Source organism: Alphaproteobacteria bacterium PA2 (assembly GCA_002256425.1).
Classification (GTDB): domain Bacteria; phylum Pseudomonadota; class Alphaproteobacteria; order Caulobacterales; family Caulobacteraceae; genus Phenylobacterium.
The window spans coordinates 896,528-917,340 of sequence record NKIZ01000001.1 but is presented as its reverse complement, the minus strand read 5'-3'; the positions used below and the strand labels follow the sequence as shown (position 1 = coordinate 917,340).

The window sequence follows — 20,813 nt, the reverse complement described above, 5'->3', positions numbered from 1 at the left end:
TTCCGTCCCGCTCAAAATTTCGGAACTCCGGTGACGTGTTGACAAGATAAGTGGGCGCAGCGACCTATCCCGTCGCCTCTTGATTGCCAGCCGCGCCTGCCAAGGAACCAAACATGACGATCTCAGACAGTCCGGTCGCCGATGCTGGCGCAGACCTTTCGGCAGGGCGACGTCTGACGATCCGGCGACCCGACGACTGGCATGTGCACCTCCGTGATGGCGCCATGCTGGCCTCCGTCGTCAACTATACCGCCAGGCAGTTCGCACGGGCCATTGTCATGCCCAACCTCCCTGCGCCGATCACAACGGTCGCGGCCGGCAGGGACTATCGCGACCGCATCCTCGCGGCTGTTGAGCCGGGCCTCGCCTTCGAGCCGCTCATGACCTGCTATCTGACCGACTCCATGGATGCCGGAGAAGTCGAGCGCGGCTTTGTCGAAGGCGTCTTCACCGCCTGCAAGCTCTACCCGGCGCATGCGACCACCAATTCCAGTCACGGCGTCACGGATATCCGCAACATCCATCGGGTGCTTGAGACCATGCAGCGGATCGGCATGCCGCTGCTGATCCATGGCGAGGTGACGGACAGCCATGTTGATATCTTTGACCGGGAGGCCGTTTTCATCGACCGAATCCTCGGCAAGCTGATCGCAGATTTCCCGGCGCTCAAGGTGGTGTTCGAGCACATCACGACCGCTGACGCCGTGGCCTTCGTTGAGGCCAGCGGCCCCAACCTGGCGGCCACCATCACGCCGCACCATCTGGCGATCAACCGCAACGCCATGTTTGAGGGCGGCATCCGCCCCCACTTCTACTGCCTGCCGATCGCCAAGCGGGAACCCCATCGACTGGCCCTGCGCAGGGCCGCGACCTCAGGATCCGCCAAGTTCTTCCTGGGTACGGACTCTGCGCCACACCCGGTCGGCGACAAGGAAGCCGCCTGTGGCTGCGCCGGCGTGTTCAACGCGCCCTTCGCCATGGAAAGCTATGCAAAGACCTTCGAGGAAGAAGGGGCGATGGACCGCCTTGAGGCGTTTGCTTCGGAGAACGGGCCGAAATTCTACGGCCTTCCCCTGAATGAAGGCCAGGTCGTCATGGAAAGACAGGATGTGAAGGTCCCCGACCGACTGGCGGCTTCATCCACCGAGATCGTCCCGTTTCATGCCGGCGAAAACCTGCCATGGCGGTTCGCGGCTCAGTGAGCCCGCGCAGAGGCCGGGCCCAGCCATCACCTCCAATGGCGGTTCGCGACCCGGCCACCTGACCCGGGCGCCGACAGACCCGGCTCGGGCGCGGCGCCGCCCAGGCCGGTCCCGCCGCCAAGGCGCGCGGACACCGCGGTCTGCTCTGCCGGCGAGAGGGCGGAGAACTGCCGCCGGAGATCCAGCCAGGAGGCCGCCCGATAGGGGGAGGCCGGAATTTCAAACTGCGCGCCAAAACTCCCGAAGCTCACCCTTGGGGCATGGCTGGCGACCGCCTCCAGATTGGCTTGAAGATAGGGCAGATAGTCCTCGGCTATGCTCTGGAGGAGCGGATCAAGGTCGGCGGGCGGATCTCCGACCCTGTCGCTGCCGGACAGACTCTCCGGTGTCGCTGCCCACAGTCGCGCCGTCCAGGCCAGGACATGTGGCGCCCGCTCACGCAGGATCGCCGCCGGGGTCGGGTCATCGGAAAAGTGCCGGAACATCGGGCCGAACAGACCGAAATCCGCCTCGCAGGGTCGATCCCCAAACAGGAAGGGCCGCGCAGTCAGGACGGGCTCCAGCATGTCCAGCACCGCCAGATAGTGGCGTTCAATCGCCGGAGCATTTTCACGGGTGACGCCGTCGGCCCGCAGATATTCCCGCTTCTGCCGCGCTGTGATCACCAGGGTTCGGAACCACAGGGGTATGGGCAGATCGCGCAGCATGGTCCGCGCAATCTGGCGGCCCATCAGTCGCGAGTCTTCCGCGAACGCCCATCGATAATAGAGCGCCGGACGCCAGAGCCATTCGTCGAAGGCGTCTTCGAGCAGACGGCTCAGGAAGGCGCTTGTGGCGGTCGAAGGGCGAAACCTCGGCTCGGCCGCCTGATCCTCGAACAGGGCGATGATCGCCGTGGTGTCGGTGAGCCACGCGCCTTGCGGGGTGCGTAGTTGCGGCATCTGGGCCACCCCGGTTTCCCTGGCGCATCGCCGGAAGTCGGCAGTGTCCATCTCAACGAACCGGAACTCGACCCCCTTGGCCCGCAGATAGGCTTCAAGCTTGCCGGTGAAGTAGGAGAGCTTCAGACCGTGCAGCTCATAGGCCTGATCCGTCACGCCGCCTGCTTCCTTTTCCTGAGCCAGACCCAGCCGCCAAGCAGGGCCAGGAGTCCCGCAATGATGGCCCCGATGGCAGGAAGGGCGAAGCCGACCTGACGCTGAATGGCGTTGATGGCCACCTGCTTCATGGAGTTGTAGCCCTCGGGTAGAGGCTGCACCCCGACCCGGCGTTCATAGGCTGCGTAGTCAGCCAGCATGGTTTTGAATACCGCGGGTTGTTCGCTGGAAAGGTCATGGGTCTCTCCAGGATCGGCGGCCATGTCGAACAACCGCCACTGCCCGTCGCCAACCGGCGGCATGTTGCGCACGATCTTCCAGGTCCCCCGAAACAGGGCCGCATTGCCCGAAACTTCCATGCCCACCGCCTCGTCGGCGGGATGGGCGACCGTCCCGCCGTCAGCCAGCACGGACCGCAGGCTTCGCCCGTCCGGGGACACTGCCCTCTCCGGGGCAGGCGGTGCTGAGGCAAGATCGAGGATGGTGGGCGTTACATCCGTCACGAAGGTCGCCGAGGATACCCGCGTGGCCGGGGCAATCCCGGGGCCGGACAGGATCAATGGCACATGTATGCCGCCTTCGGAGGTGTAGAACTTGTACAGACTCCCGGGGGAAGAGATCGCAGACGCCCAGTCCGGCCCGATATAGTTGAGGCTGCCCCGCTCCCCCAGGGTCTGCAGTTTCCGGTCATAGCCATGCTGCGCCATCCACAGGTCCATGCCGGGGGCGTGGACGGGGTCATTGTGTTCTGGTCCATTGTCCGAGGTCACGACGAACAGGGTGTTCTCAAGCTCTCCCCGCGCCCCGAGATGGCTGATCAGCCGCCCGATGCTGGCGTCCATGGCCTCCAGCATGCCGGAATAGACTTCCATGCTGCGGGCATAGATGCGGCGGTCGGCTTCGGACAGGCTGGCCCAGTCCCTGGCGGATTTCGGCAGGTCCTGCACCTTGGCGTCGGGCGGCAGAATGCCCAGCTCGCGAGCGCGGACCGCGCGCTGGCGACGGAGTTCCGCCCAACCTGCATCGAAGCGCCCGCGATAATGGTCGGAGAACTGACGCGGCGCCTGAACCGGTATGTGCACAGCCTGAAACGCCAGATAGGCCAGGAATGGCTGGGACCCGGCCGGCTTCTCGTCCAGGTATCTGATCATCCGGTCGACCAGCATGTCAGAGGAGTAATAGTTGGCCGGCATGCTGGCGCGGACACCATCCTCGAACCATGGCGCGTCAGCGTAGTAGGGCATGTAGGGCTTGGCCGCATAGTTGTCGGCGCCCGACGCGTCCAGGGCCAGGGAGCGGTCAAAGCCATGGTGGTTGGGTAACTGCCCTTCGCCATGTCCGAGGTGCCACTTGCCAGCCATCAAGGTGCGATAGCCGGCCTGCTTCAGCCGATCGGCCACGGTCAGGACGCCGGGCTCAATGTGCAGGCCATAGCCTGGCTTGCCTCGCTGGGATGCCGGGAGAACCTCTTCGATGGTCGCCACACCGGCCCGATGATTATCGACGCCGGTCAGCAGCATGGCCCGGGACGGCGAGCACAGGGGCGAGGTGTGGTAGGAGGTGAACATGGCGCCGCGGGCGGCCAGCCGGTCTATGTTTGGCGTGCGGGCCTCGCCCCCGAACGCCCCGAAATCCATCAGCGCCGCGTCGTCCACCAGGATCATCACCACATTGGGTCGGGTGGGAGCCTTTGCGGTGGGTTCCGCGGTCGGGGCGCCAGGCAGTGTGGTCAGCAACAGACCAACGGCCACCCTCCCGGCCCATCGGTTCAACTGCAGCATGATGGAACTCCAGGCCCGAAAAGCGACGATGCCGGATTTTGTGGCACGGATAGTGTCATTAGGTCAACTTGGCCTGGACCCCGGAAGTTGATCTGCCGCAAATACAACCAACCTGAAGCGTGCGCCCTTGGCCTATGGCGACCTCAACATACTGCCAATCCAGGGCCCGCCACGCCCAGTCCAGAGCTGTCGACTCAAACGACGCGATGGAGGCCTGGGCAGCCGTGGCCGCATACTGGGTCTACCTGACTGAGGGTTGCGAGGCCCGGTCCAGACCCGGCCGTCGGCTGGCCAACGGTATCACAGAGCGGGTCCTGACCGGCCCTTGCGCCACTTGCTCCATGTCAGCGCAGCCAGGAAGCTAGGCCTTGTCTTCACCGAGGGTATGCGCGACCACCGCATTGGCGTGCCCATGGCCCATGCCGTGCTCGTCCTTCAGGAAGGCGACCAGTTCCATGTGCTTGCCTGGATAGCGGTTGCGCACCAGGGCCTTCCAGTGAGCGATGGGCTGGCCGTACTTCTTCTCGATGGAGGGGAAGTAGGAGGCCGGGCCTTTGACGGGTTGGTCAGTCACAGCGGGATCCAGATGGGGAAGTGAGACCCCCATCTGGCCTCAAAATATCCTAGCCGTCAAAGCCGACGAAGACAGCAGCTTCCTTCACCGGGCGGCGTTCGGAGACCACGGCGTTGGCCGGGAAGGTCTCGTCGGGCCAGCCCAGGGCTATGCTCTTCATGATCACCTGGTCGTCGGCTATGCCGGCATGCTCGCGCACGACGGGTGACTGCATGATGCCCTGGCTGTTGATCACCGCGCCCAGGCCCCGGCTCCAGGCCGCATTGACCAGGGCGGTGGTCACCGCGCCGCAGTCGAAGGGGGTGTCGTCGCTGGTGTTCAGTTCCTTGTCATAGGTGACAATGATGCAGACCGGGGCGTCGAACTGGCGGAAGCCGCGCAGGACCCAGTCCGTCCGGGCCTCCTTGTCGTCCCGGGCAATGCCCATGGCGCCGAACAGCTGCTTGGCCACGCCCACCTGGCGGTCCCGGTGCTTGCCTTCAAAAGCGGTGCCGGTGCGGAATTCCCGCGATTGCGGAACCCCGGCGATATTGCGCTCGGTATTGCCCTTGCGGATCCGGTCGAGGGGCTCGCCGGTGATGACGTAGAAGTTCCAGGGCTGGGTGTTCATCGAAGACGGCGCCCGGGTGGCCAGGGTGAGGATTTCCTCGATCAGCTCCCGCGGAACCGGGTCAGGCTTGTAACCGCGAATGCTGCGGCGGCCGAGGATCACGTCGTCAAACTGCATATCCAACCCCTGAAACTTCTTTCTACGTCTGTTGGCGGAAACCGGGTCCGCCGGACGCGCATAGCCGGATCAAAGGGGCGTGTCGACCGCTCAGCTGTCCCGGGCTTCGTCCAGATACTTCCGCAGCTCGGTCAGGAAGGGCATGGCCCCGGTTATGACGTCCGGACTGAACCTCGTAGCCATCTGGGCGAAGTCGGCGTCAAGGCTGGCGATGGCCTGATCACGGCAGTCCCGACCCTTCGCCGTCAGCCAGACGCAGCGGCTGCGTCCGTCCCTGGGATTGGGCCGCAGCTCCACCAGACCCTGGGCCTCCAGAACGGCCAGGGTGTGGGTCATGCTGGTCTTCGGGGTCTGGAAGGCCCTGGCCATGGACAGGGGCGTGCGGCCATCGCCCAGGCGCGCCAGATGGTTGAGGACCGAGAACTGCGGCTGGTTCAACCCTTCCGGCAGACGGGATTCCATCAGGGTTCGACCCAGCTGGGCGATGATCCCGATTTCGTTCATCAGGGCGAAGTACAGGTTCCGGTCTACGGTCATGCTCAGGTCCGGGTGATCATGTTCGGGTAATCAGGGCCGACATGCCCCGCCGCGGCGCAGGGCCGAGGGCGCCGGTTCCTGCGGGAAGTCGCCCCAGCCTGGCCAGCATCTGGACGGTGTGTCCGGCCTTTGGCGCAAGGAGGCCATGGATGTCCTTATACTCGCGGGCCACCTGCGGATATTCCTGCAGGGACTGTTCGTTGGGCTGCATGGAAAGGCCAAGTCCGGTGGCGGCGAGGTTGGCCCGGACATAGGCGCGACCGGCCTCGACCTGTTGATCCCGACGGTTGCCGTCCGTGACAATCCAAAGATAGGCCGGGGTCGAAGCGGTGATCTGGTCAAAATCCTTGATCTGGGTGGTCATGGCGGGAGATCCGGGCGCTGGCGGCTTGGTCCGGTCAAACAGACCTGCGGCCGACAGGGTAACCAGCATCGGGTCAGAGATCGATATGCCGTCGCGATAACGGTCGATCTCGGGTCCGCCGATGCGTATCAGGCGCACGGACTCCATCATGGTTTCCGGCGTCGCCAGTTCAAGGCCCCAGGCGCGGCGGGCTATGTCCCGGATTTTCGAGATGCGGGCGGCTGCTGTTTCAACACCAAACGCCACCGGCCTGGAACTGGCCGCCTGGGCCAGGGCGGCGACTTCCGCATCCGCGACGGGACGGACCGGATCATAGGGCCGTCGGTCGGTCCGGCGGTTCAGGACCTGCTTGAACAGGGGATCGGGGGCGATGGCGGGGTCCGGGACCAGGGTGATCCTGGCCACCCTTCGCCCGTCCAGGTACCTGCCTGGCTCGCCTTCAGGGAAGACTTCAATGTCGGCGCGATGGCCCTTCTGCGCCGCCGCCATGGCCAGCAATTCCAGGAAGGCGCCCAGTCCCATGAGGATCTGCCGCCCGAAGGGGTCGGTCGCTGGCAAGAGACGCGCGGTGTCGAGGCTGATGGAGATCTCTTCCGGCGTTGAGATGTCCGCCATCCAGGGCTGCCGGTTATGGGGGTTCGGGGCGAGGATCGCGAAGGACAGGACATGACGCCTGAGATCCGCGGCGTCCCCGGCCGTGCGCCAGGCGGCGGTTGCTGAATCCGGGACGGTGAATTGCGTCCGGTCGGCCCAGGCGTAGGCCCCGGCGCCTGCTGCGGCCAGAACCACTCCGCCCCCGGCGATGCGAATGAAATTGCGGCGGTTCATGGCAGATCTCCATCTAGTGCGATTTCGTACTAGTTAGTTCGATTTGGGACTATGTCAAGACGGCAATCTCATGCCAGTCCGCGATCACAGCGTTTGATGAACCGATCTCAGTGAGTTTCAGTTGCCTGCAGACAGGCCAGCCGGAGGATCAACCGCCCCGCAGTATCGCCAGGGCCTGCTCGGCCAGGGCCGGGGTTCCATTCACGGCCTCACGGCCCTCTGTGGCGGCTGTGCCCGCCAGAACCCGGCGGTAGACGCCCTGGCTGATGGAAGCCAGACGGAAGATGCCGAAGGTCATGTAGAAGGCCCAGTCCTCGATCCCTGCCCGACCCGTCCTTCGGCAATAGGCCGCCACATAGTCCTCTTCGGTGGGAATGCCGCTGGCGGCGAAGTCCACCCCGTCCAGACTGCCCCAGCTGAGCGAATGGGACCGCCAGAGGAAGGCGTTGTAGCCAATGTCCACCAGGGGGTGGCCTATGGTCGAGAGCTCCCAGTCCAGCACGGCGATCAGGCGCGGCTCGGTGGGATGGAACATGACGTTTTCAAGCCGGTAGTCGCCGTGGGCTATGCTGACCGACTGATCGGCCGGGATCCGGCCGGGCAGCTCGGCGATCAGGGCCTCAATGGCCGGAATGGTTTCGGAGGCGGCGTCCCGGTACTGACGGGTCCAGCGGGCGACCTGACGTTCGAAATAGTTGCCTGGACGGCCATAGTCGCCGAGGCCTGCGGCCTCGAAATCGACAGCGTGGAGTTTGGCCAGGGTGGCGTTCAGCTCGTCATAGATGGCTGAACGCTCGGCAGGCGAAAGACCCGGCAGGGCGGCGTCCCGGAAGATCCGGCCTTCCAGATAGTCCATCACATAGAAGGTCGTGCCGATGACCTCGGGGTCCGTGCAGAGGGCGCGCATGACCGGCACGGGAATATGCCCGGCCAGGGCCTTCATGGCGCGATACTCCCGGTCCACCTGATGGGCGCTGGACAGCAGCTGGCCCGGCGGCTTCTTGCGCAGGACGTAGAGCCAGCCGTCGCCGCCGGTCAGAAGGAAGGTCGGGTTCGAGGCGCCGCCCTGGAACTGCTGCACCTTCAAGGGACCTTTGAAGCCCTCGACGTTCTCCGCCATCCAGGCGGCGAGGCGGGCCTCGTCAAAACGGTGGGCGGGAACGACGTCGCGAACGGGAATTTCAGCCATGGTCCATGCTCACTGACCCGGGTCTGAAGGTCAATGCGATAGGGCGGGACAATGGGCCTCAGGATGAGAGCTTGTACTCCCCGACCAATCGGTCAGCGGGAATGCGCCAGGCCTCATGGAGTTTGCGGATCATGGCGAGGGTCAGGGGGCGCTGACGCTTGAGGATTTCTGTCGCGCGACTCTTGCCGATCACCTTGGTCAGATCGGTGAGGGTCCGGCCATTCAGCTCCATCTCAGCCTTGATGGTGTCGACCGGATCCAGGTCGGCGATGGGCCAACGCCGTGCCTCATAGGCCTCGACAAGGGTCGCGATGATGTCGAGCCGGTTGAACTCGTCCGTCCCCTCCTGTGCGTCCCAGAGTTGCTCGATTTCACGGACGGCATTGCGATGGTCTTCGTCGGTTCTGATCGGAAAGATGTCCATTTTCCTGGTCCTCAGAAAATGCTGACGGTCAGCGCATTGATGGCGTCGTACTGCCTGTGCGTGCCGATGAACTTCACAAAGGCGATCTGCGCCTCGAACTTGAAGGCGACGATCAGTCTGTAATCGCCCCCGGCCACTTCAAATCGCACCCGCTCCCCATTCAGCACCCGGGCCTTCGAGAAGGCGGCCTGCACCTCTGCGGTTGTCCGCCAGCTTGCCCTTGAGACGACCGCAACCCAATGCTCAAGCGAGGCCCTGGAAGAAGGGTGCTTCTCCCAGAACGCCGCCAATGAAGATCGGGCGATCAGCCGCATGGACTGTGGATATCAATTCCCGCCATGGGAATCAATCTGAAATTCCCGCCATGGGAACCGGCTTAGTTCCGGGTCGGGATGATCACCGGCAGGGTTTCAAAGCCGTGGACGAAGGGCGACCAGTTCAGGACCGGCTCGCCGACCACCTTGATCTCGGGGAAGCGCTTGAGGATTTCTTCCCAGATGATGGTCAGCTGCAGTTCGGCCACCCGGTTGCCCACGCAACGGTGGACGCCGAAGCCGAAGGACATGTGCTGGCGGGGCCGTTCGCGGTCGATGATGTAGGCGTTGGGGTTCTCGATGTGCTCTTCATCGCGATTGCCGGAAATGTACCACATGACGACCCGGTCGCCCTTGCGGATGGTCTTGCCGTTAAGCTCCACATCGCGGGTCGCGACCCGGCTCATGTGGGCGAGCGGGGTCTGGAAGCGGATGGTTTCCGACACCATGGAGGTGACCAGGTCCGGATTGGCCCGCAGCTTGGCGTACTGATCGGGGTTCTTGTTCAGGTTATAGACCGAACCGGTGATGGTGTTGCGGGTGGTGTCATTGCCGCCGACGATCAGCAGGACGACATTACCCTGATAGGTCTCCATGGGCATGTTCCGGGTGGCCGGATTGTGGGCCAGCATGGAGATCAGGTCGTTGGCCGGCTCGGCGTTTACCCTCTGGTTCCACAGCTCCTGGAAGGCGTTGAAGCACTCAAACAGGGCCGCACCCTTCTGCTCCCAGGTTTCCACGGGACCATGGCCAGGCTGGTTCATGATCATGTCCGACCAGTAGGGCAGCTTGCGGCGCTGCTCAAAGGGGAAGTCGAACAGGGTGGCCAGGGTCATGGCCGTCAGTTCCTTGGACACCAGATCCACCCAGTCGAATTCCTTGCCGATGGGCAGGCTGTCGAGGATGAGGCCGGCCCGCTCACGGACCAGGGGGGCCATATTGTGCAGGTTGTTCGGCGCCACGGTGGGGCTGACCGCCTTGCGGGCCGGACCGTGCTCGGGCTCGTCCATGGTGATGAAGCCGGCGCCGCCGCGACGCCGCACGCCCATGACCTTTTCCTGCTCGGCCACGGCGGCCAGATTGGCCAGGCCGATGCCGTCAGCGGAAGAGAAGGCCTCATGGTTGGTGTCCACCGCCATGATGTCGTTCCACTTGGTCACCGACCAGTAGGGACCGTACTCACTGTCGGGGGTGAAGTGGACCGGGTCTTCCCGGCGCAGGCGCTCGAAGACCGGCCAGATGGTGTCGTTGGCGAAACGGTCCACCCGGGCGGGGTTCAGTTGATCCAGGGGCGTCGCGGCGATTTCGGCGGCGATGTCTACACTCGGCGTCTTAACGGCGATATTCATGGCTTTCTTCCCGATTTGCGGCTGGCGGCCCTCGCCCCCAGACCCGGCGTCTTGCTGCGCCAAACTCTGCTTAAAATATGGATGAAGTCTTGGGCATGACCCCCGGTCTGTCAACGGACTTGAGCAATTGCCGCGGGTGCTATCACCCCGTTAGATAGCCTGAGGCCGCCCTGGCCCGAGGAAACTGTCCATGCCCGTCGCCGAGACCCTGTTCCGCTATCATGGCGCCGACGGCGTGCCCCTCGCCGGCTTTGTCTGGCGGGGCAAAACCCGACCCCGGGCACTGCTTCAACTGGCTCACGGCGCCGGAGAACACGCCGGCCGCTACCGCGAGCGTCTTGCGCCCCTGACGGAGGCCGGCTTCCTGATCTACGCCGCCGACCACCGCGGCCACGGCCTGACCTCGGGCATGAGCCATTTCGGCGACTTCGGGCCAGGCGGCGCAGAGGCCTGTGTCAGCGACATGGCCGACCTGGCCAGGCTTGCCAAAGCTGAGAACCCCGGCCTTCCCCTCACCCTCATGGGCCATTCCATGGGCGCCATGTTCGCCCAGGCCTTCCTGCCCGAACACCATGCCCTGATCGACGCCCTGGTCCTGTCGGGCACCTCTGGCCCCGGCCCCCGTCGTGAAGGCCCAGCCAATAGCGCCTTCCCCAATCCGCGTACGGACTATGACTGGCTGAGCCGGGATGATGCCGAGGTGGACAAGTACATCGCTGACCCCTTGAGCGGCATCAGCTTTACGCCGACTTCCCAGGCCTCGTTCCGCAGCGTCGCCGCAAAGGCCATGGGCAATCCCGACCTCAGCGGCGTAAAGCCCGGCCTTCCGGTCTATGTCTTCGTGGGTGATGAGGACCCGATCAACAACCGCCTGGCCGCCGTGACGCCCCTGATCGACAACTACCGCGCTGCCGGCATGGACGTGACCTTCAAGGTCTACCCCGGCGGCCGGCACGAGATGCTGAACGAGATCAACCGGGATGAGGTTGTGGCGGACCTGGCGGAGTGGCTGACTGCAAACGCCATGGGCGCCTGAAGCCGTCCGCGCCTTACTTCCCGAACGGCACGCCCACCATCGCCTTGATCACCCAGCGGTCCTCCGGCGCGCCATAGCCATAGCCGACCCCCAGATTGAGGTCCCAGTCGCCCATGGTCCTGTCGATCACGGCGAAGACCTGCTGATCGCGGTCGCCCAGACGCCCCACCCCTGAGGCGTCGGCGAATTCGTTGTAGTTTTCGATGCCCAGGCTGGTCTTGTCGCTGACCGCATAGGCGACCTTGGTGGCCAGGGTGTAGGAGACCGGCGTGTGGTCAGGCCCCGAGACCATCCAGCCGATGTTGAGATTGCCCGCCACCGTCCAGGGGCCGGCGCGATAGCCGGCTATGGCTTTCAGCTCGGCATTCCAGGGATTGATGTCATAGCTCTTGCGGACCCGGCCGATCTCGAAATTGGTCCCCCAGAACCAGTTCTGCCCCTCGGCCCGAGGGGCGATGTACTTGATCCGGCCCTTGACACCGCCCAGCTCCAGCTTGCCGCTGTTGTCGATGGTGGCCAGGGGCAGGTAGAGGCCCAGCTCCACATTGTCGGTCAACCCGTAGGCCCACTCCGGCGTGATCCGCCAGCGATTGTCCGAGGCCATTTCCCCGCCATAGGTCGGCGCCTTGCGGCCGTCGGCCGTGTAATTCATGTGGACGTCCAGCCCGTACCCGCCTTTGGGCCCCAGCTCATCCATATAGACCTGGATCTCTTCCGGCGCGGCCTTGGCCAGGGTAGGCGCCAGGACAAGGCTGGAAAGGACGCACAGGGCGGTGATGGCAGGACGGCAGGTTTTCATGGGATCTCCTTTGGCGCGGACCATTGTTCGACCGCGGCCGGAAAGCAACGGGGCGCGGTGTGACCGTAAGCAGGCGCTTATCCTCCAGGCAGGAAGCGTTTCACGGATTGAGAGAATGACCCGGCCTTCCATCTCAGAGTCGTGACCGACAAGACGGACCAGATGGCCGCCAAGGGCTTTTGCAGCGGGCCTGGCAAGACAAACCCCAACCGCGAATTCTGCTATAACAATTGCGACTATCTGGTTCTCGGCGCGGCCCTGGAAGCGGTCACCGGCCAGGACTTCGAAACCCTTGTGAAACAGAAACTAAATCAGGGTCTGGGTCTCAAATCCGTCGGTCTCGCCAAGCCGGACGCACCAAAGGTGAAGGGATATGACGGGGCGAAACCCTATCCACGGATCTACGCGTCAACCTTCGGCGCATCGGCGGCCATGCAGGGCAGCGCCGCCGATATGGTCAGGTTTGATCGCGCGCTCTTGGGAGACACCCTTCTAAAGGCCCAGGAAAAGGCCCTGGCCTGGACCGGCGACCCGACCCTTGGTTATGAGGCCCTCGGCGTTTGGGCCTTCCAGGCTGAGCTTCGTGGCTGCTCAGGGCCAGTTGATCTTGTGGAGCGAAGGGGCGATCTCGGCGGTATTCAGGTGCGAAATATCCTGGCCCCGGGGCAAGGCCGCGCCTTGGCCGTCTTCACCAATGACGCCACCGTTGACTTCGGCGAGATCTGGCAAGGGCAGGGCCTGACCTATGAGCTGCTGTCAGCAGCGTTCTGCGAAGGTGGAGACCTGCCTCAGGCCAACTGAGAGATCCTCCGCCTCAATGTGAAGGTGCGGCATCCAATTTCAGAGCCAGCTTAACCGACCGCCAGTCGACCAGCTTGAAGTTCTGCCGGATCCGGTTGGTGGTCACGACCTCGCCGACGTCATCAATGTCGTCCTGCATGACCACCAGACCCTCAGGATAGGGTCCGACGGGTCCGCCAACCGCAGCGACCCCATCCGTTCCCGTGACGCCGTCGACACCGGCGGCGGACACCACCGAAAAGCGGCCGCCATAGACGGGGTCAGCGCCATCTACCCGCCATACGGCGAAGGCGCTGTCGCCCTGGCTGGAGACGATGAGCCAGGTCTTTCCGGCGTCTCGCAGCAGGGTGATGCCCTCGACATCCGGCTTCAGCATTTCAGACGGCGCTGGAGCGATCAGGACGCGGGGTGTCTTTGAGGCCGGGTCCAGATCAAACCGCCAGACGCCGACATTCTCCTCGCCGATATAGAGAACGCCCTTCTGGTCATCGACGACACAGCCCTCTGTCTGGCTGCCCAGGGCGAAACGCTGCTCCTCGGTCGCGACCATGGCGCCCGCAGGATCCACTGAAATGCGGACCTGACGGACCTGACCGTCCGTGCCGTTGATGATGGCGATGAAGGCCTCCCCTCGCCGGCCCATGCAGAAGCCATAGGGCTCGGCCAGGTCCAGTTTGGCGAGACCCCAGGGGCTGACCTTGAGCGTTGCGGGGTCCATCAGATAGAGCGCTGCGCCCAAGCGGCCCCGATCAGACGCCCCCACCAGCACCCGCTCACCCTGATGGGTCATCAGACCGCTGCGCAGATCGACATTATTGAGCATACCATCCGGAATGAAACCGGTTGGCTTGCCGGCCAGATCATAGGTGTAGAGCCCCGCCTGCTTGTCAGTGCCGAAAATCACGACCCTTTGAGGATCCCTGGGGTCCACCCAGATTTCGGGATCATCAGCGGCATCACCGCGCTCTGTGGCGACAGCCTGGGTTTCACCTGCGGCGGGGACTGGCGTCCCGACGCCGACCAGAAGCTTGCCGGAATCCGACTGGGCCTCGGGATCAAGACTTGCGCAGGCGGCCACAGAAAGTGTCAGGGCCAGGATCGCCACTCGTCCGGGGAGATTGGTCAGCATGAGCGGTTCTCCGTGGTCTGAATACAAAGCTCCCCCGCCCGGCTTCACGCCCGGCGAGGGAGGCTTTCTGGCGGCGGTTGACCTAGAACTTGAAGCGGACGCCGCCGATATAGCGCTTGCCGAACTTCTCATACTCGATGGGATAGCGGCTCTGGTCGCCAAAGCGGCGGGCGCCCTGGTTGGTCAGGTTCACTCCGTCCAGATAGACTTCCAGCTTGTCATTGACCTGATAGCGGATGGACAGGTCCAGCTCTTCGTCGGCATCCCAGAAGATGTCGCCATTGTCGACGGGATAGACGCCGCCATTGATGACCCGGTAGTCGCCCACCGATTCACCCCAGGGCGTGCGATACTGATAGGCGAGGCGGACTGACAGGCCGTATTTCTCGTAGGTCGCCTGTACATTGTAGACGCTGTCCGAGCTGCCTAGCAGGCTGATGGTACGGGCTGCGACGCCGTTATTGGCGGGCAGATCCACTTCGGAGGAAGTGAAGGTCGCCGACAGATTGGCCCCGAAGCCTTCGGTCCATTCCGGCCAGTTATTGTCCTGGGCGAATTGCTCGATCGTGCCCACATAGGCCAGTTCCAGGCCCTGCAGATGGCCATCGCCGCCATTGCCGATCGCCGAGTATGCATAGCCCGAGCGATCAAGGCCCGGCAGGTTCAATTCGGTCTGGCCAAACAGGCTGGACCGCTTGACCAGAACGTCGCTGATCTTCTTGTAGAAGACCCCCGCGGACATGAATCCCGAACGGGACATGTACCATTCGACATAGGCGTCCAGGCCCACCTGCTTCTCTGGCTTGGCGTCAGGATTGCCGCCGGAGATCGACTGGGTGGAGTCGCTGATGGTGAAGTTCGGGCGCAGGTCGTCGAAATCAGGACGTGAGGCCGAAGTGGTCAGGCCAAAGCGCGCCTTGACGCTGTCGGTAATGTTCCAGTTCAGGTGGGCGCTGGGATAGAACAGCACGTCATCACTGCTGGACGTGACCAGACGGGTCGCCGCAGGGGTCGTGCCTACCGCCGGGAAGTTCACATAGGCCTGGCCGGTATTCTTAACCTGCTCGGCGCGGACCCCGTAGACGATATTGCCCCAGTCGAAGTCCGTTGTGGCCATGGCGTAGGCGGCGACAATTTCCTCGCTGACCAGATAATAGTTGGCGACGGTATTGTTCCGCACCCCGTCCCCGGCCGTGACCAGGGCGTTCATGAAGTCCGTGGTGAAGCCCTGGTTGGTATAGCGGAAGGTGTAGTTCAGGTTCTGGGTGCCCAGATAACCGAGGTTGGTGGCGAACTGACCCCAGGTCGGGATCGTCCCTGTGGAATAGGCCTTGGTGAAGGACCTCTCGCGGGACTTCTTCTTGCGGTCCGTATAGAGCGAGCCGAAGGCGAACCTGGTCGAATGACCCATGAAATCGGCTTCACGGCTGACGTCGAATTTCAGGGTGACGGCCTGGGTGATGTCACCGCCGTAGAGATTGCCGATGCTCTGCATCGGGAACTGGAAGTCCTCGATATTGGTCACCTGGGCGCCGCGGACCCGGGCGGCTGTCGCGCCAAGGGTCTGGTACAACTTCACCGTGTTCACGTCGCCATTGCGCAGATCATAGTCCACGGTCGGGCGAAGCAGGAAGCTGGACGGGCTCTGGAAGGCTGCCGTCACCGGCGTGTCGCGACCATCAGAGGTATAGGTGTAATTGGCCCGCCATGATGCGTCCCAGCCTGCAATCACATGCTCGCCGCCAAAGGTCGTGGTCGACATCTCTTCCAGGGAGTCCCGGTAGTCGATGCGGGCGTTGATCCGGGCGCCGTAGGACGTGCCGGAGGTGGGCGAATTGGCGTTGATATACGCTGTGCTGGTATAGCTGTTGCCAGCCGCGTCCGTGCCCTGGTCCAGCCGGAAGATGAAGTTATCGCGCAGTTCATCGTCGTGGTACTGGGTGTAGATCGAGCTGGCGAACAGCTTGTTGTTGTCGTCAATGATGTAGTCAGCGCGCAGTGATCCGGAGATGTTTTCCCGGGTCAGGCGGTAGTGCTTGTTCTCATGCTCGCGGGCAAAGTGCTTGGTCGGATCCACCGTATTGGTCAGGTAGGGGTCGGTTTCCCAGTTATCCGTCGCCATTTCGCGGCTGTAATAGGAACCCTGGGCGACAATGCCCAACTTGCCGTCGGCGAAGATGTCGGAATAGACCAGGGCGCTGTCGATTTCCTTGCCGCCGCCCAGCTCCACATGGCCATAGCCAAGCTTGCCGGTGAAGGTCCTGCCTTTGAAATCAAAGGCGCGGCGGGTGCGGATGTCCACATTGCCGGCCACCGAGGCGCCAGCCATGTTCGGCGTAATGGCCTTTTCAACCGTGATCTGGCTGGCGATGGCCGAAGGAATATTGTCGAAGCGCGAGTCGCGGCCCTGCGGGCTGACCACGCTCAGGCCGTCAAAGGACAGGGTGGTCCAGTAGACCGGCGCGCCGCGCAGGTTCACGTAACGCGCCTGACCCTGGTCGCGCTGAACCGCGACCCCGGGGAGGCGGCCAACCGCAAAGGCGACATTCTGGTCGGGGAGGTTGCCCACTGAGTCAGCTGAAAGGACGCTGACCAGGGAGTCCGAGGCCCGCTGGGTCGCCAGTGCGGCGGCGACGCTTTCGGCCAGGGGCTGACGGCCCGTGACGACCAGTTCCTCCACGACGCTGGCTGTCGCCGCAGACTGGGCGTTGGCGACCGTTGAAAGGGTGAGGGCGGAGACCGCGCCCAGCAGAGTGGCCTTACAGATTTTCATGGAACCCCCAGACTTCGGAAGGAACCCGCGTAGACAAATCTGGACTAAGAATTGTGAGACTTTTGTTTCAGTTTTGCGAAGCCACTGCACCACCGAGGCGAGCGCATTTGGGTCCGGCAGTGCCGAAGACAGGGACCCTGCCCTAAGCACATGCTTATCAGGGCGGGAGGCCGCATTTCGCCGATTGAGAAAGCATGGGGCAAGTCCCAGGTCTGACTGACATTGATCAGGAGTCCTCATGTCTGGAATCGCTCAACCCTCTGCCCCAACCCCCCGGCGGTGGGATCCCATCGTCAAGCTGACCCACTGGGGCATAGTCGTCGCCGTGATCGGCAACGCCCTGGTCACCAAGGAAGGATCTGGCTGGCATATCTGGGTCGGCTATGGCCTGGCCGCCCTGCTGGCCCTTCGCCTGCTGTGGGGATTCATCGGCCCCGCCGAGGCGCGGTTCTCGGCCTTTCCGCCCAGTCCGTCCCGGGCGATCGGGCATATTGGCGAGATCAGCCGCGGAGACGTGACCAGGCACAGGTCGCACAATCCCCTGGGCGCCCTGATGGTCTATGCGATCTGGGCCTGTCTGCTGGTGGTCATCGGCAGCGGGATCGCCATGTCAGGACCGCCCCCAGCTGACCCGACCGCCCGGCGGGAGCACAGCGAAGAGATGACGCCGCGCCAGGGCCAGGCTCCCCTCGCCCCTCCTGAAGCGCGGGGCGAGGAAGCCGGCGAGGGTGAGGAAGGCGAAGGGGGCGAAGGCGAGGAAGAAGAAGGCGGCGTCCTTGGTGAGGTCCACGAAACGGCGGTCTATCTGCTCTACCTGCTGATCGCCCTGCATCTTGGCGGCGTTGTCTTCGAGACACGGCGCAGCGGACGTGAAATCATCACTGCCATGATACCCGGCGGCAAACCGAAACAGCCATGACCCCACCGCGCCCACCGGTTCTGGAGGACAGCGGCCGCAGGGCCCTGACCGTCGCCGCCATCGTGGTGATCCAGGCCCTGGGCGCGGTCTTCTTCGTGGCCGATGCGGTGGGCGACATCCTCAGCGACGGGCTTGGCCTGCACATCGCCATCGAGTGTCTGGTGGCCTTCTCGCTACTGGCCGGGGTGGTGTTCGGCGCCCTGTCGGTGAAGGTCATTCTGGCCGAGGCCAGGCGCCGGGATGAGGCCCTGGCCGTGGCGTCCGGCGCCCTGGCCGATCTGGTCCGCCAGAAGTTCGCCACCTGGAACCTGACCCCCGGCGAGGCCGACGTCGCCCTCTTCGCTTTGAAAGGCTGCACGGCCAACGAGATCGCTGCGATCCGCGGCACGGCCGAAGGCACGGTCCGCGCCCAGCTGACCCGCGTCTACGCCAAGGCCGGGGTTTCCAGCCAGGCGGCCCTGGTCAGCCTGTTCTTCGACGACCTGCTGGACGTGGACGCCCTGAAGCCCTGACCGCCCTCAAAGGACGGCGGAGCGCAGGCGCAGGGCGTTGCTGATTACGCTGACCGAGGACAGGGCCATGGCCGCGGCGCCGATCTGTGGCGAAAGCAGCAGGTGGAAAGCAGGATAGAGAACCCCCGCTGCAATGGGTACGCCAGCCAGATTGTAGACGAAGGCGAAAACCAGGTTCTGCCGGATATTGGCCATGACGGCGCGGGACAGGCGCCGCGCCTTTGCAATGCCCTGCAGATCGCCTTTTAGCAGGGTCACCCCGGCGCTTTCGATGGCCACGTCAGACCCGGCGCCCATGGCGATCCCGACCTCGGCGGCGGCCAGGGCCGGGGCGTCATTGACCCCGTCGCCGGCCATGGCCACGGCGCGGCCCTCGGCCCGAAGCTTCTGGACCACCCTGGCCTTGTCTTCCGGCAGGACCTCGGCCTCGACATCGTCAATGCCCAGGCGTCGGGCGACCGCAAGGGCCGTTGTGCGGTTGTCGCCAGTCATCATGACCAGACGGATGCCGTCTGCCTTGAGCGCCTTCACCGCCGCCGTTGAGGTCGCCTTGATGGGGTCGGCAATGCCGATCAGGCCGGCCAAGGCTTTGTCCACCGTGGCGAAGATCACCGTGGCGCCGTCCTGGCGCAGGGTTTCGGCCTCGGCTTCCAGGGGTCCAAGGTCGATCCCCTGCTCGGCCATCAGCCGGGCGCCGCCCAGGACCATGGCCTTGCCGTCAACTGTCCCCAGCACCCCCTTGCCGACGGGAGAGTTGAAGTCTGAAGCCTCTGACAGGGTGAGGCCGCGATCCTTCGCCGCCCGCAGTATGGCCTCGGCCAGGGGGTGCTCGCTGCCACGCTCAAGACTGGCCGCCAGGCGCAGGAGTTCCGCCTCGTCCAAGCCCGGCATGGGGCGAAGGGCGGTCACCGACGGGCGGCCTTCGGTGAGGGTGCCGGTCTTGTCGATGACCAGGGTGTCGATCTTTTCCAGACGCTCCAGGGCTTCGGCGGACTTGATCAGCACCCCGGCCTGGGCGCCGCGACCGACCCCGACCATGATCGACATGGGCGTCGCCAGACCCAGGGCGCAGGGACAGGCGATGATCAGGACCGAGACGGCGGCCACCAGGGCGTAGGTGAAGCGCGGCTCTGGACCGACCAGGGCCCAGACCGCGAAGGCGACCAAAGCGACAGCCACCACCGAGGGCACGAACCAGCCCGCCACCCGGTCAGCCATGCGCTGGATCGGCGCCCGGCTGCGCTGGGCTTCGGCGACCATCTGGACGATCCGCGACAGCAGGGTGTCGGCGCCGACCTTCTCGGCCCGCATGATGAAGGAGCCCGTCGTGTTGATCGAGCCGGCGATCACCTTGCCGCCGACCTCCCTTGTCACGGGCATGGATTCCCCGGTGACCAGGGACTCATCGATGGAGACCCGGCCCTCGAGCACCTCGCCATCCACCGGGATCTTCTCCCCCGGTCGCAGGCGCAGACGGTCGCCTACATGGATCTGGTCGAGGGCGACATCCTCATCTGACCCGTCAGCCCGGATACGCCGGGCGGTCTTGGGAGCCAGGTTCAGCAGGGCGCGGATGGCGCCGCCGGTCTGGTCCCGGGCCCGCAGCTCCAGCATCTGGCCCAGCAGGACCAGGACGACGATGACGGCGGCAGCCTCGAAATAGACCGGGACCACGCCCTCGTGATTGCGGAAGGCCGCAGGGAAGAGGCCGGGCGCCAGGACGGCGACCATGCTGTAGGTCCAGGCTACCCCGACCCCCATGGCGATCAGGGTGAACATGTTGAACCGGCCGGTCCGGATCGACGTCCAGCCCCGCTGGAAGAAGGGCCAGCCCGCCCAGAGGACCACCGGGGTCGCCAGGGCCATCTGGACCAGGGTCGAGGTCCGGCCCATGAAGGCCATGATCCCGGTCAGGTGACCGCCCATTTCCAGGACAAAGACTGGCGCGGTGAGCACCAGGGCGATCCAGAACCGCCGGGTCATGTCGATGAGTTCGTGGTTCGGGCCGGCCTCAGCCGTGACCAGCTCCGGCTCCAGGGCCATGCCGCAGATCGGGCAGGCGCCGGGCCCCTCCTGCCGGATTTCAGGGTCCATGGGGCAGGTGAAGATGGTTCCGGCCGGGGCGGGCGGCGGGGGCGGCGCCTCAACCTTGTTGAGGTACTTGCCGGGATCGGCCTCGAACTTGGTCTTGCAACCGGCGCAGCAGAAGAAGAAGTCCTGGCCGCCGTGAGTGGTCCGGTGGGCGCTCGTCAGCGGATTGACGTTCATGCCGCAGACCGGGTCCTTCACGGTCGCCACGGGATCAGCTTGCGGCAGGTCAGTTGGACTGGACACATTCTTCTCCCTGCGAGATCGCTGTGACGTAACGCCGGGCCGGGGATTTCGTATACAGATTTAAATGCCACCAGCCCTTGATCGGGGATGGCTGATCCACATGTCCGTCCCCATTATGAGTTCG

General features: G+C 64.3%; 19 protein-coding genes. 5 read left to right on the top strand and 14 right to left on the bottom strand.

Annotated elements, in window-relative coordinates; genetic code table 11:
* Positions 1-113 precede the first annotated feature (113 nt).
* On the top strand, positions 114-1,202 hold the full coding sequence (locus CFE28_04440) for a dihydroorotase (protein ID OYU69318.1): 1,089 nt from the start codon (positions 114-116) through the stop codon (positions 1,200-1,202).
* Between the two features lie 26 nt (positions 1,203-1,228).
* On the opposite strand, the gene CFE28_04435 is transcribed toward CFE28_04440, so the two are convergent.
* The 10 genes from CFE28_04435 to CFE28_04390 all read right to left on the bottom strand — a co-directional run bounded on the left by CFE28_04435 (position 1,229) and on the right by CFE28_04390 (position 10,386).
* Positions 1,229-2,299, bottom strand: coding sequence for a glutathione S-transferase (locus CFE28_04435; protein OYU69317.1), 1,071 nt, complete (start codon positions 2,297-2,299; stop codon positions 1,229-1,231).
* Positions 2,296-4,080, bottom strand: a complete 1,785-nt coding sequence (locus tag CFE28_04430) for an arylsulfatase (protein ID OYU69316.1) — start codon at positions 4,078-4,080, stop codon at positions 2,296-2,298. The genes CFE28_04435 and CFE28_04430 overlap by 4 nt, the downstream gene beginning before the upstream one ends.
* 361 nt (positions 4,081-4,441) lie before the next feature.
* Complete coding sequence (locus CFE28_04425; GenBank protein ID OYU71548.1) at positions 4,442-4,654, bottom strand: hypothetical protein; 213 nt, start codon at positions 4,652-4,654, stop codon at positions 4,442-4,444.
* Between the two features lie 49 nt (positions 4,655-4,703).
* Positions 4,704-5,381, bottom strand: a complete 678-nt coding sequence (locus tag CFE28_04420; GenBank protein OYU69315.1) for a nitroreductase — start codon at positions 5,379-5,381, stop codon at positions 4,704-4,706.
* A gap of 90 nt (positions 5,382-5,471) precedes the next feature.
* Positions 5,472-5,918, bottom strand: a complete 447-nt coding sequence (locus CFE28_04415; GenBank protein OYU69314.1) for a MarR family transcriptional regulator — start codon at positions 5,916-5,918, stop codon at positions 5,472-5,474.
* Between the two features lie 16 nt (positions 5,919-5,934).
* A complete protein-coding gene (locus CFE28_04410) occupies positions 5,935-7,110 on the bottom strand; it encodes a twin-arginine translocation pathway signal protein (GenBank protein ID OYU69313.1) in 1,176 nt (391 codons plus the stop codon).
* A gap of 148 nt (positions 7,111-7,258) precedes the next feature.
* A complete protein-coding gene (locus CFE28_04405) occupies positions 7,259-8,299 on the bottom strand; it encodes a phosphotransferase family protein (protein OYU69312.1) in 1,041 nt (346 codons plus the stop codon).
* Between the two features lie 58 nt (positions 8,300-8,357).
* Positions 8,358-8,723, bottom strand: a complete 366-nt coding sequence (locus CFE28_04400) for a transcriptional regulator (GenBank protein OYU69311.1) — start codon at positions 8,721-8,723, stop codon at positions 8,358-8,360.
* Positions 8,724-8,734: 11 nt separating this feature from the next.
* Complete coding sequence (locus tag CFE28_04395; GenBank protein OYU69310.1) at positions 8,735-9,037, bottom strand: hypothetical protein; 303 nt, start codon at positions 9,035-9,037, stop codon at positions 8,735-8,737.
* 62 nt (positions 9,038-9,099) lie between these two features.
* Positions 9,100-10,386 carry a cytochrome P450 gene (locus CFE28_04390; GenBank protein ID OYU69309.1) on the bottom strand — a complete coding sequence of 429 codons (1,287 nt, stop codon included), beginning with the start codon at positions 10,384-10,386 and terminating at the stop codon, positions 9,100-9,102.
* A 190-nt stretch (positions 10,387-10,576) separates the two neighbouring features.
* On the opposite strand from CFE28_04390, the gene CFE28_04385 reads away from it, so the two are divergent.
* Positions 10,577-11,422 carry an alpha/beta hydrolase gene (locus tag CFE28_04385; GenBank protein OYU69308.1) on the top strand — a complete coding sequence of 282 codons (846 nt, stop codon included), beginning with the start codon at positions 10,577-10,579 and terminating at the stop codon, positions 11,420-11,422.
* A gap of 13 nt (positions 11,423-11,435) precedes the next feature.
* Here the strand turns inward: CFE28_04385 and CFE28_04380 are convergent, their stop codons facing one another.
* The gene (locus CFE28_04380) at positions 11,436-12,245 is read right to left on the bottom strand and encodes a hypothetical protein (GenBank protein OYU69307.1); all 810 of its coding nucleotides are present in this window, start codon (positions 12,243-12,245) and stop codon (positions 11,436-11,438) included.
* 117 nt (positions 12,246-12,362) lie between these two features.
* Between CFE28_04380 and CFE28_04375 the strand changes: the two genes are divergently transcribed.
* The gene (locus tag CFE28_04375) at positions 12,363-13,022 is read left to right on the top strand and encodes a hypothetical protein (GenBank protein ID OYU69306.1); all 660 of its coding nucleotides are present in this window, start codon (positions 12,363-12,365) and stop codon (positions 13,020-13,022) included.
* Positions 13,023-13,035: 13 nt separating this feature from the next.
* On the opposite strand, the gene CFE28_04370 is transcribed toward CFE28_04375, so the two are convergent.
* Positions 13,036-14,151, bottom strand: a complete 1,116-nt coding sequence (locus CFE28_04370) for a 3-phytase (GenBank protein OYU69305.1) — start codon at positions 14,149-14,151, stop codon at positions 13,036-13,038.
* A gap of 82 nt (positions 14,152-14,233) precedes the next feature.
* Entirely contained in the window at positions 14,234-16,924 is a 2,691-nt protein-coding gene (locus CFE28_04365; protein OYU69304.1) for a TonB-dependent receptor, read from the bottom strand.
* A gap of 238 nt (positions 16,925-17,162) precedes the next feature.
* On the opposite strand from CFE28_04365, the gene CFE28_04360 reads away from it, so the two are divergent.
* Both CFE28_04360 and CFE28_04355 read left to right on the top strand, forming a co-directional pair.
* The gene (locus CFE28_04360; protein OYU69303.1) at positions 17,163-17,843 is read left to right on the top strand and encodes a cytochrome B; all 681 of its coding nucleotides are present in this window, start codon (positions 17,163-17,165) and stop codon (positions 17,841-17,843) included.
* The gene (locus tag CFE28_04355) at positions 17,840-18,355 is read left to right on the top strand and encodes a LuxR family transcriptional regulator (GenBank protein OYU69302.1); all 516 of its coding nucleotides are present in this window, start codon (positions 17,840-17,842) and stop codon (positions 18,353-18,355) included. The genes CFE28_04360 and CFE28_04355 overlap by 4 nt, the downstream gene beginning before the upstream one ends.
* A 6-nt stretch (positions 18,356-18,361) precedes the next feature.
* Here CFE28_04355 and CFE28_04350 read toward each other — a convergent pair whose 3' ends face one another.
* Positions 18,362-20,623 carry a copper-translocating P-type ATPase gene (locus tag CFE28_04350; GenBank protein ID OYU69301.1) on the bottom strand — a complete coding sequence of 754 codons (2,262 nt, stop codon included), beginning with the start codon at positions 20,621-20,623 and terminating at the stop codon, positions 18,362-18,364.
* Positions 20,624-20,813 lie beyond the last annotated feature (190 nt).

Bases quoted from the DNA above. Each gene is read 5' to 3' on its own strand.
- CFE28_04420 (OYU69315.1), bottom strand. From the start codon at position 5,381: ATGCAGTTTGACGACGTGATCCTCGGCCGCCGCAGCATTCGCGGTTAC.
- CFE28_04365 (OYU69304.1), bottom strand. From the start codon at position 16,924: ATGAAAATCTGTAAGGCCACTCTGCTGGGCGCGGTCTCCGCCCTCACC.
- CFE28_04370 (OYU69305.1), bottom strand. From the start codon at position 14,151: ATGCTGACCAATCTCCCCGGACGAGTGGCGATCCTGGCCCTGACACTT.
- CFE28_04360 (OYU69303.1), top strand. From the start codon at position 17,163: ATGTCTGGAATCGCTCAACCCTCTGCCCCAACCCCCCGGCGGTGGGAT.
- CFE28_04415 (OYU69314.1), bottom strand. From the start codon at position 5,918: ATGACCGTAGACCGGAACCTGTACTTCGCCCTGATGAACGAAATCGGG.
- CFE28_04440 (OYU69318.1), top strand. From the start codon at position 114: ATGACGATCTCAGACAGTCCGGTCGCCGATGCTGGCGCAGACCTTTCG.
- CFE28_04380 (OYU69307.1), bottom strand. From the start codon at position 12,245: ATGGTCCGCGCCAAAGGAGATCCCATGAAAACCTGCCGTCCTGCCATC.
- CFE28_04355 (OYU69302.1), top strand. From the start codon at position 17,840: ATGACCCCACCGCGCCCACCGGTTCTGGAGGACAGCGGCCGCAGGGCC.
- CFE28_04390 (OYU69309.1), bottom strand. From the start codon at position 10,386: ATGAATATCGCCGTTAAGACGCCGAGTGTAGACATCGCCGCCGAAATC.
- CFE28_04400 (OYU69311.1), bottom strand. From the start codon at position 8,723: ATGGACATCTTTCCGATCAGAACCGACGAAGACCATCGCAATGCCGTC.
- CFE28_04410 (OYU69313.1), bottom strand. From the start codon at position 7,110: ATGAACCGCCGCAATTTCATTCGCATCGCCGGGGGCGGAGTGGTTCTG.
- CFE28_04430 (OYU69316.1), bottom strand. From the start codon at position 4,080: ATGCTGCAGTTGAACCGATGGGCCGGGAGGGTGGCCGTTGGTCTGTTG.
- CFE28_04405 (OYU69312.1), bottom strand. From the start codon at position 8,299: ATGGCTGAAATTCCCGTTCGCGACGTCGTTCCCGCCCACCGTTTTGAC.
- CFE28_04350 (OYU69301.1), bottom strand. From the start codon at position 20,623: ATGAACGTCAATCCGCTGACGAGCGCCCACCGGACCACTCACGGCGGC.
- CFE28_04385 (OYU69308.1), top strand. From the start codon at position 10,577: ATGCCCGTCGCCGAGACCCTGTTCCGCTATCATGGCGCCGACGGCGTG.
- CFE28_04395 (OYU69310.1), bottom strand. From the start codon at position 9,037: ATGCGGCTGATCGCCCGATCTTCATTGGCGGCGTTCTGGGAGAAGCAC.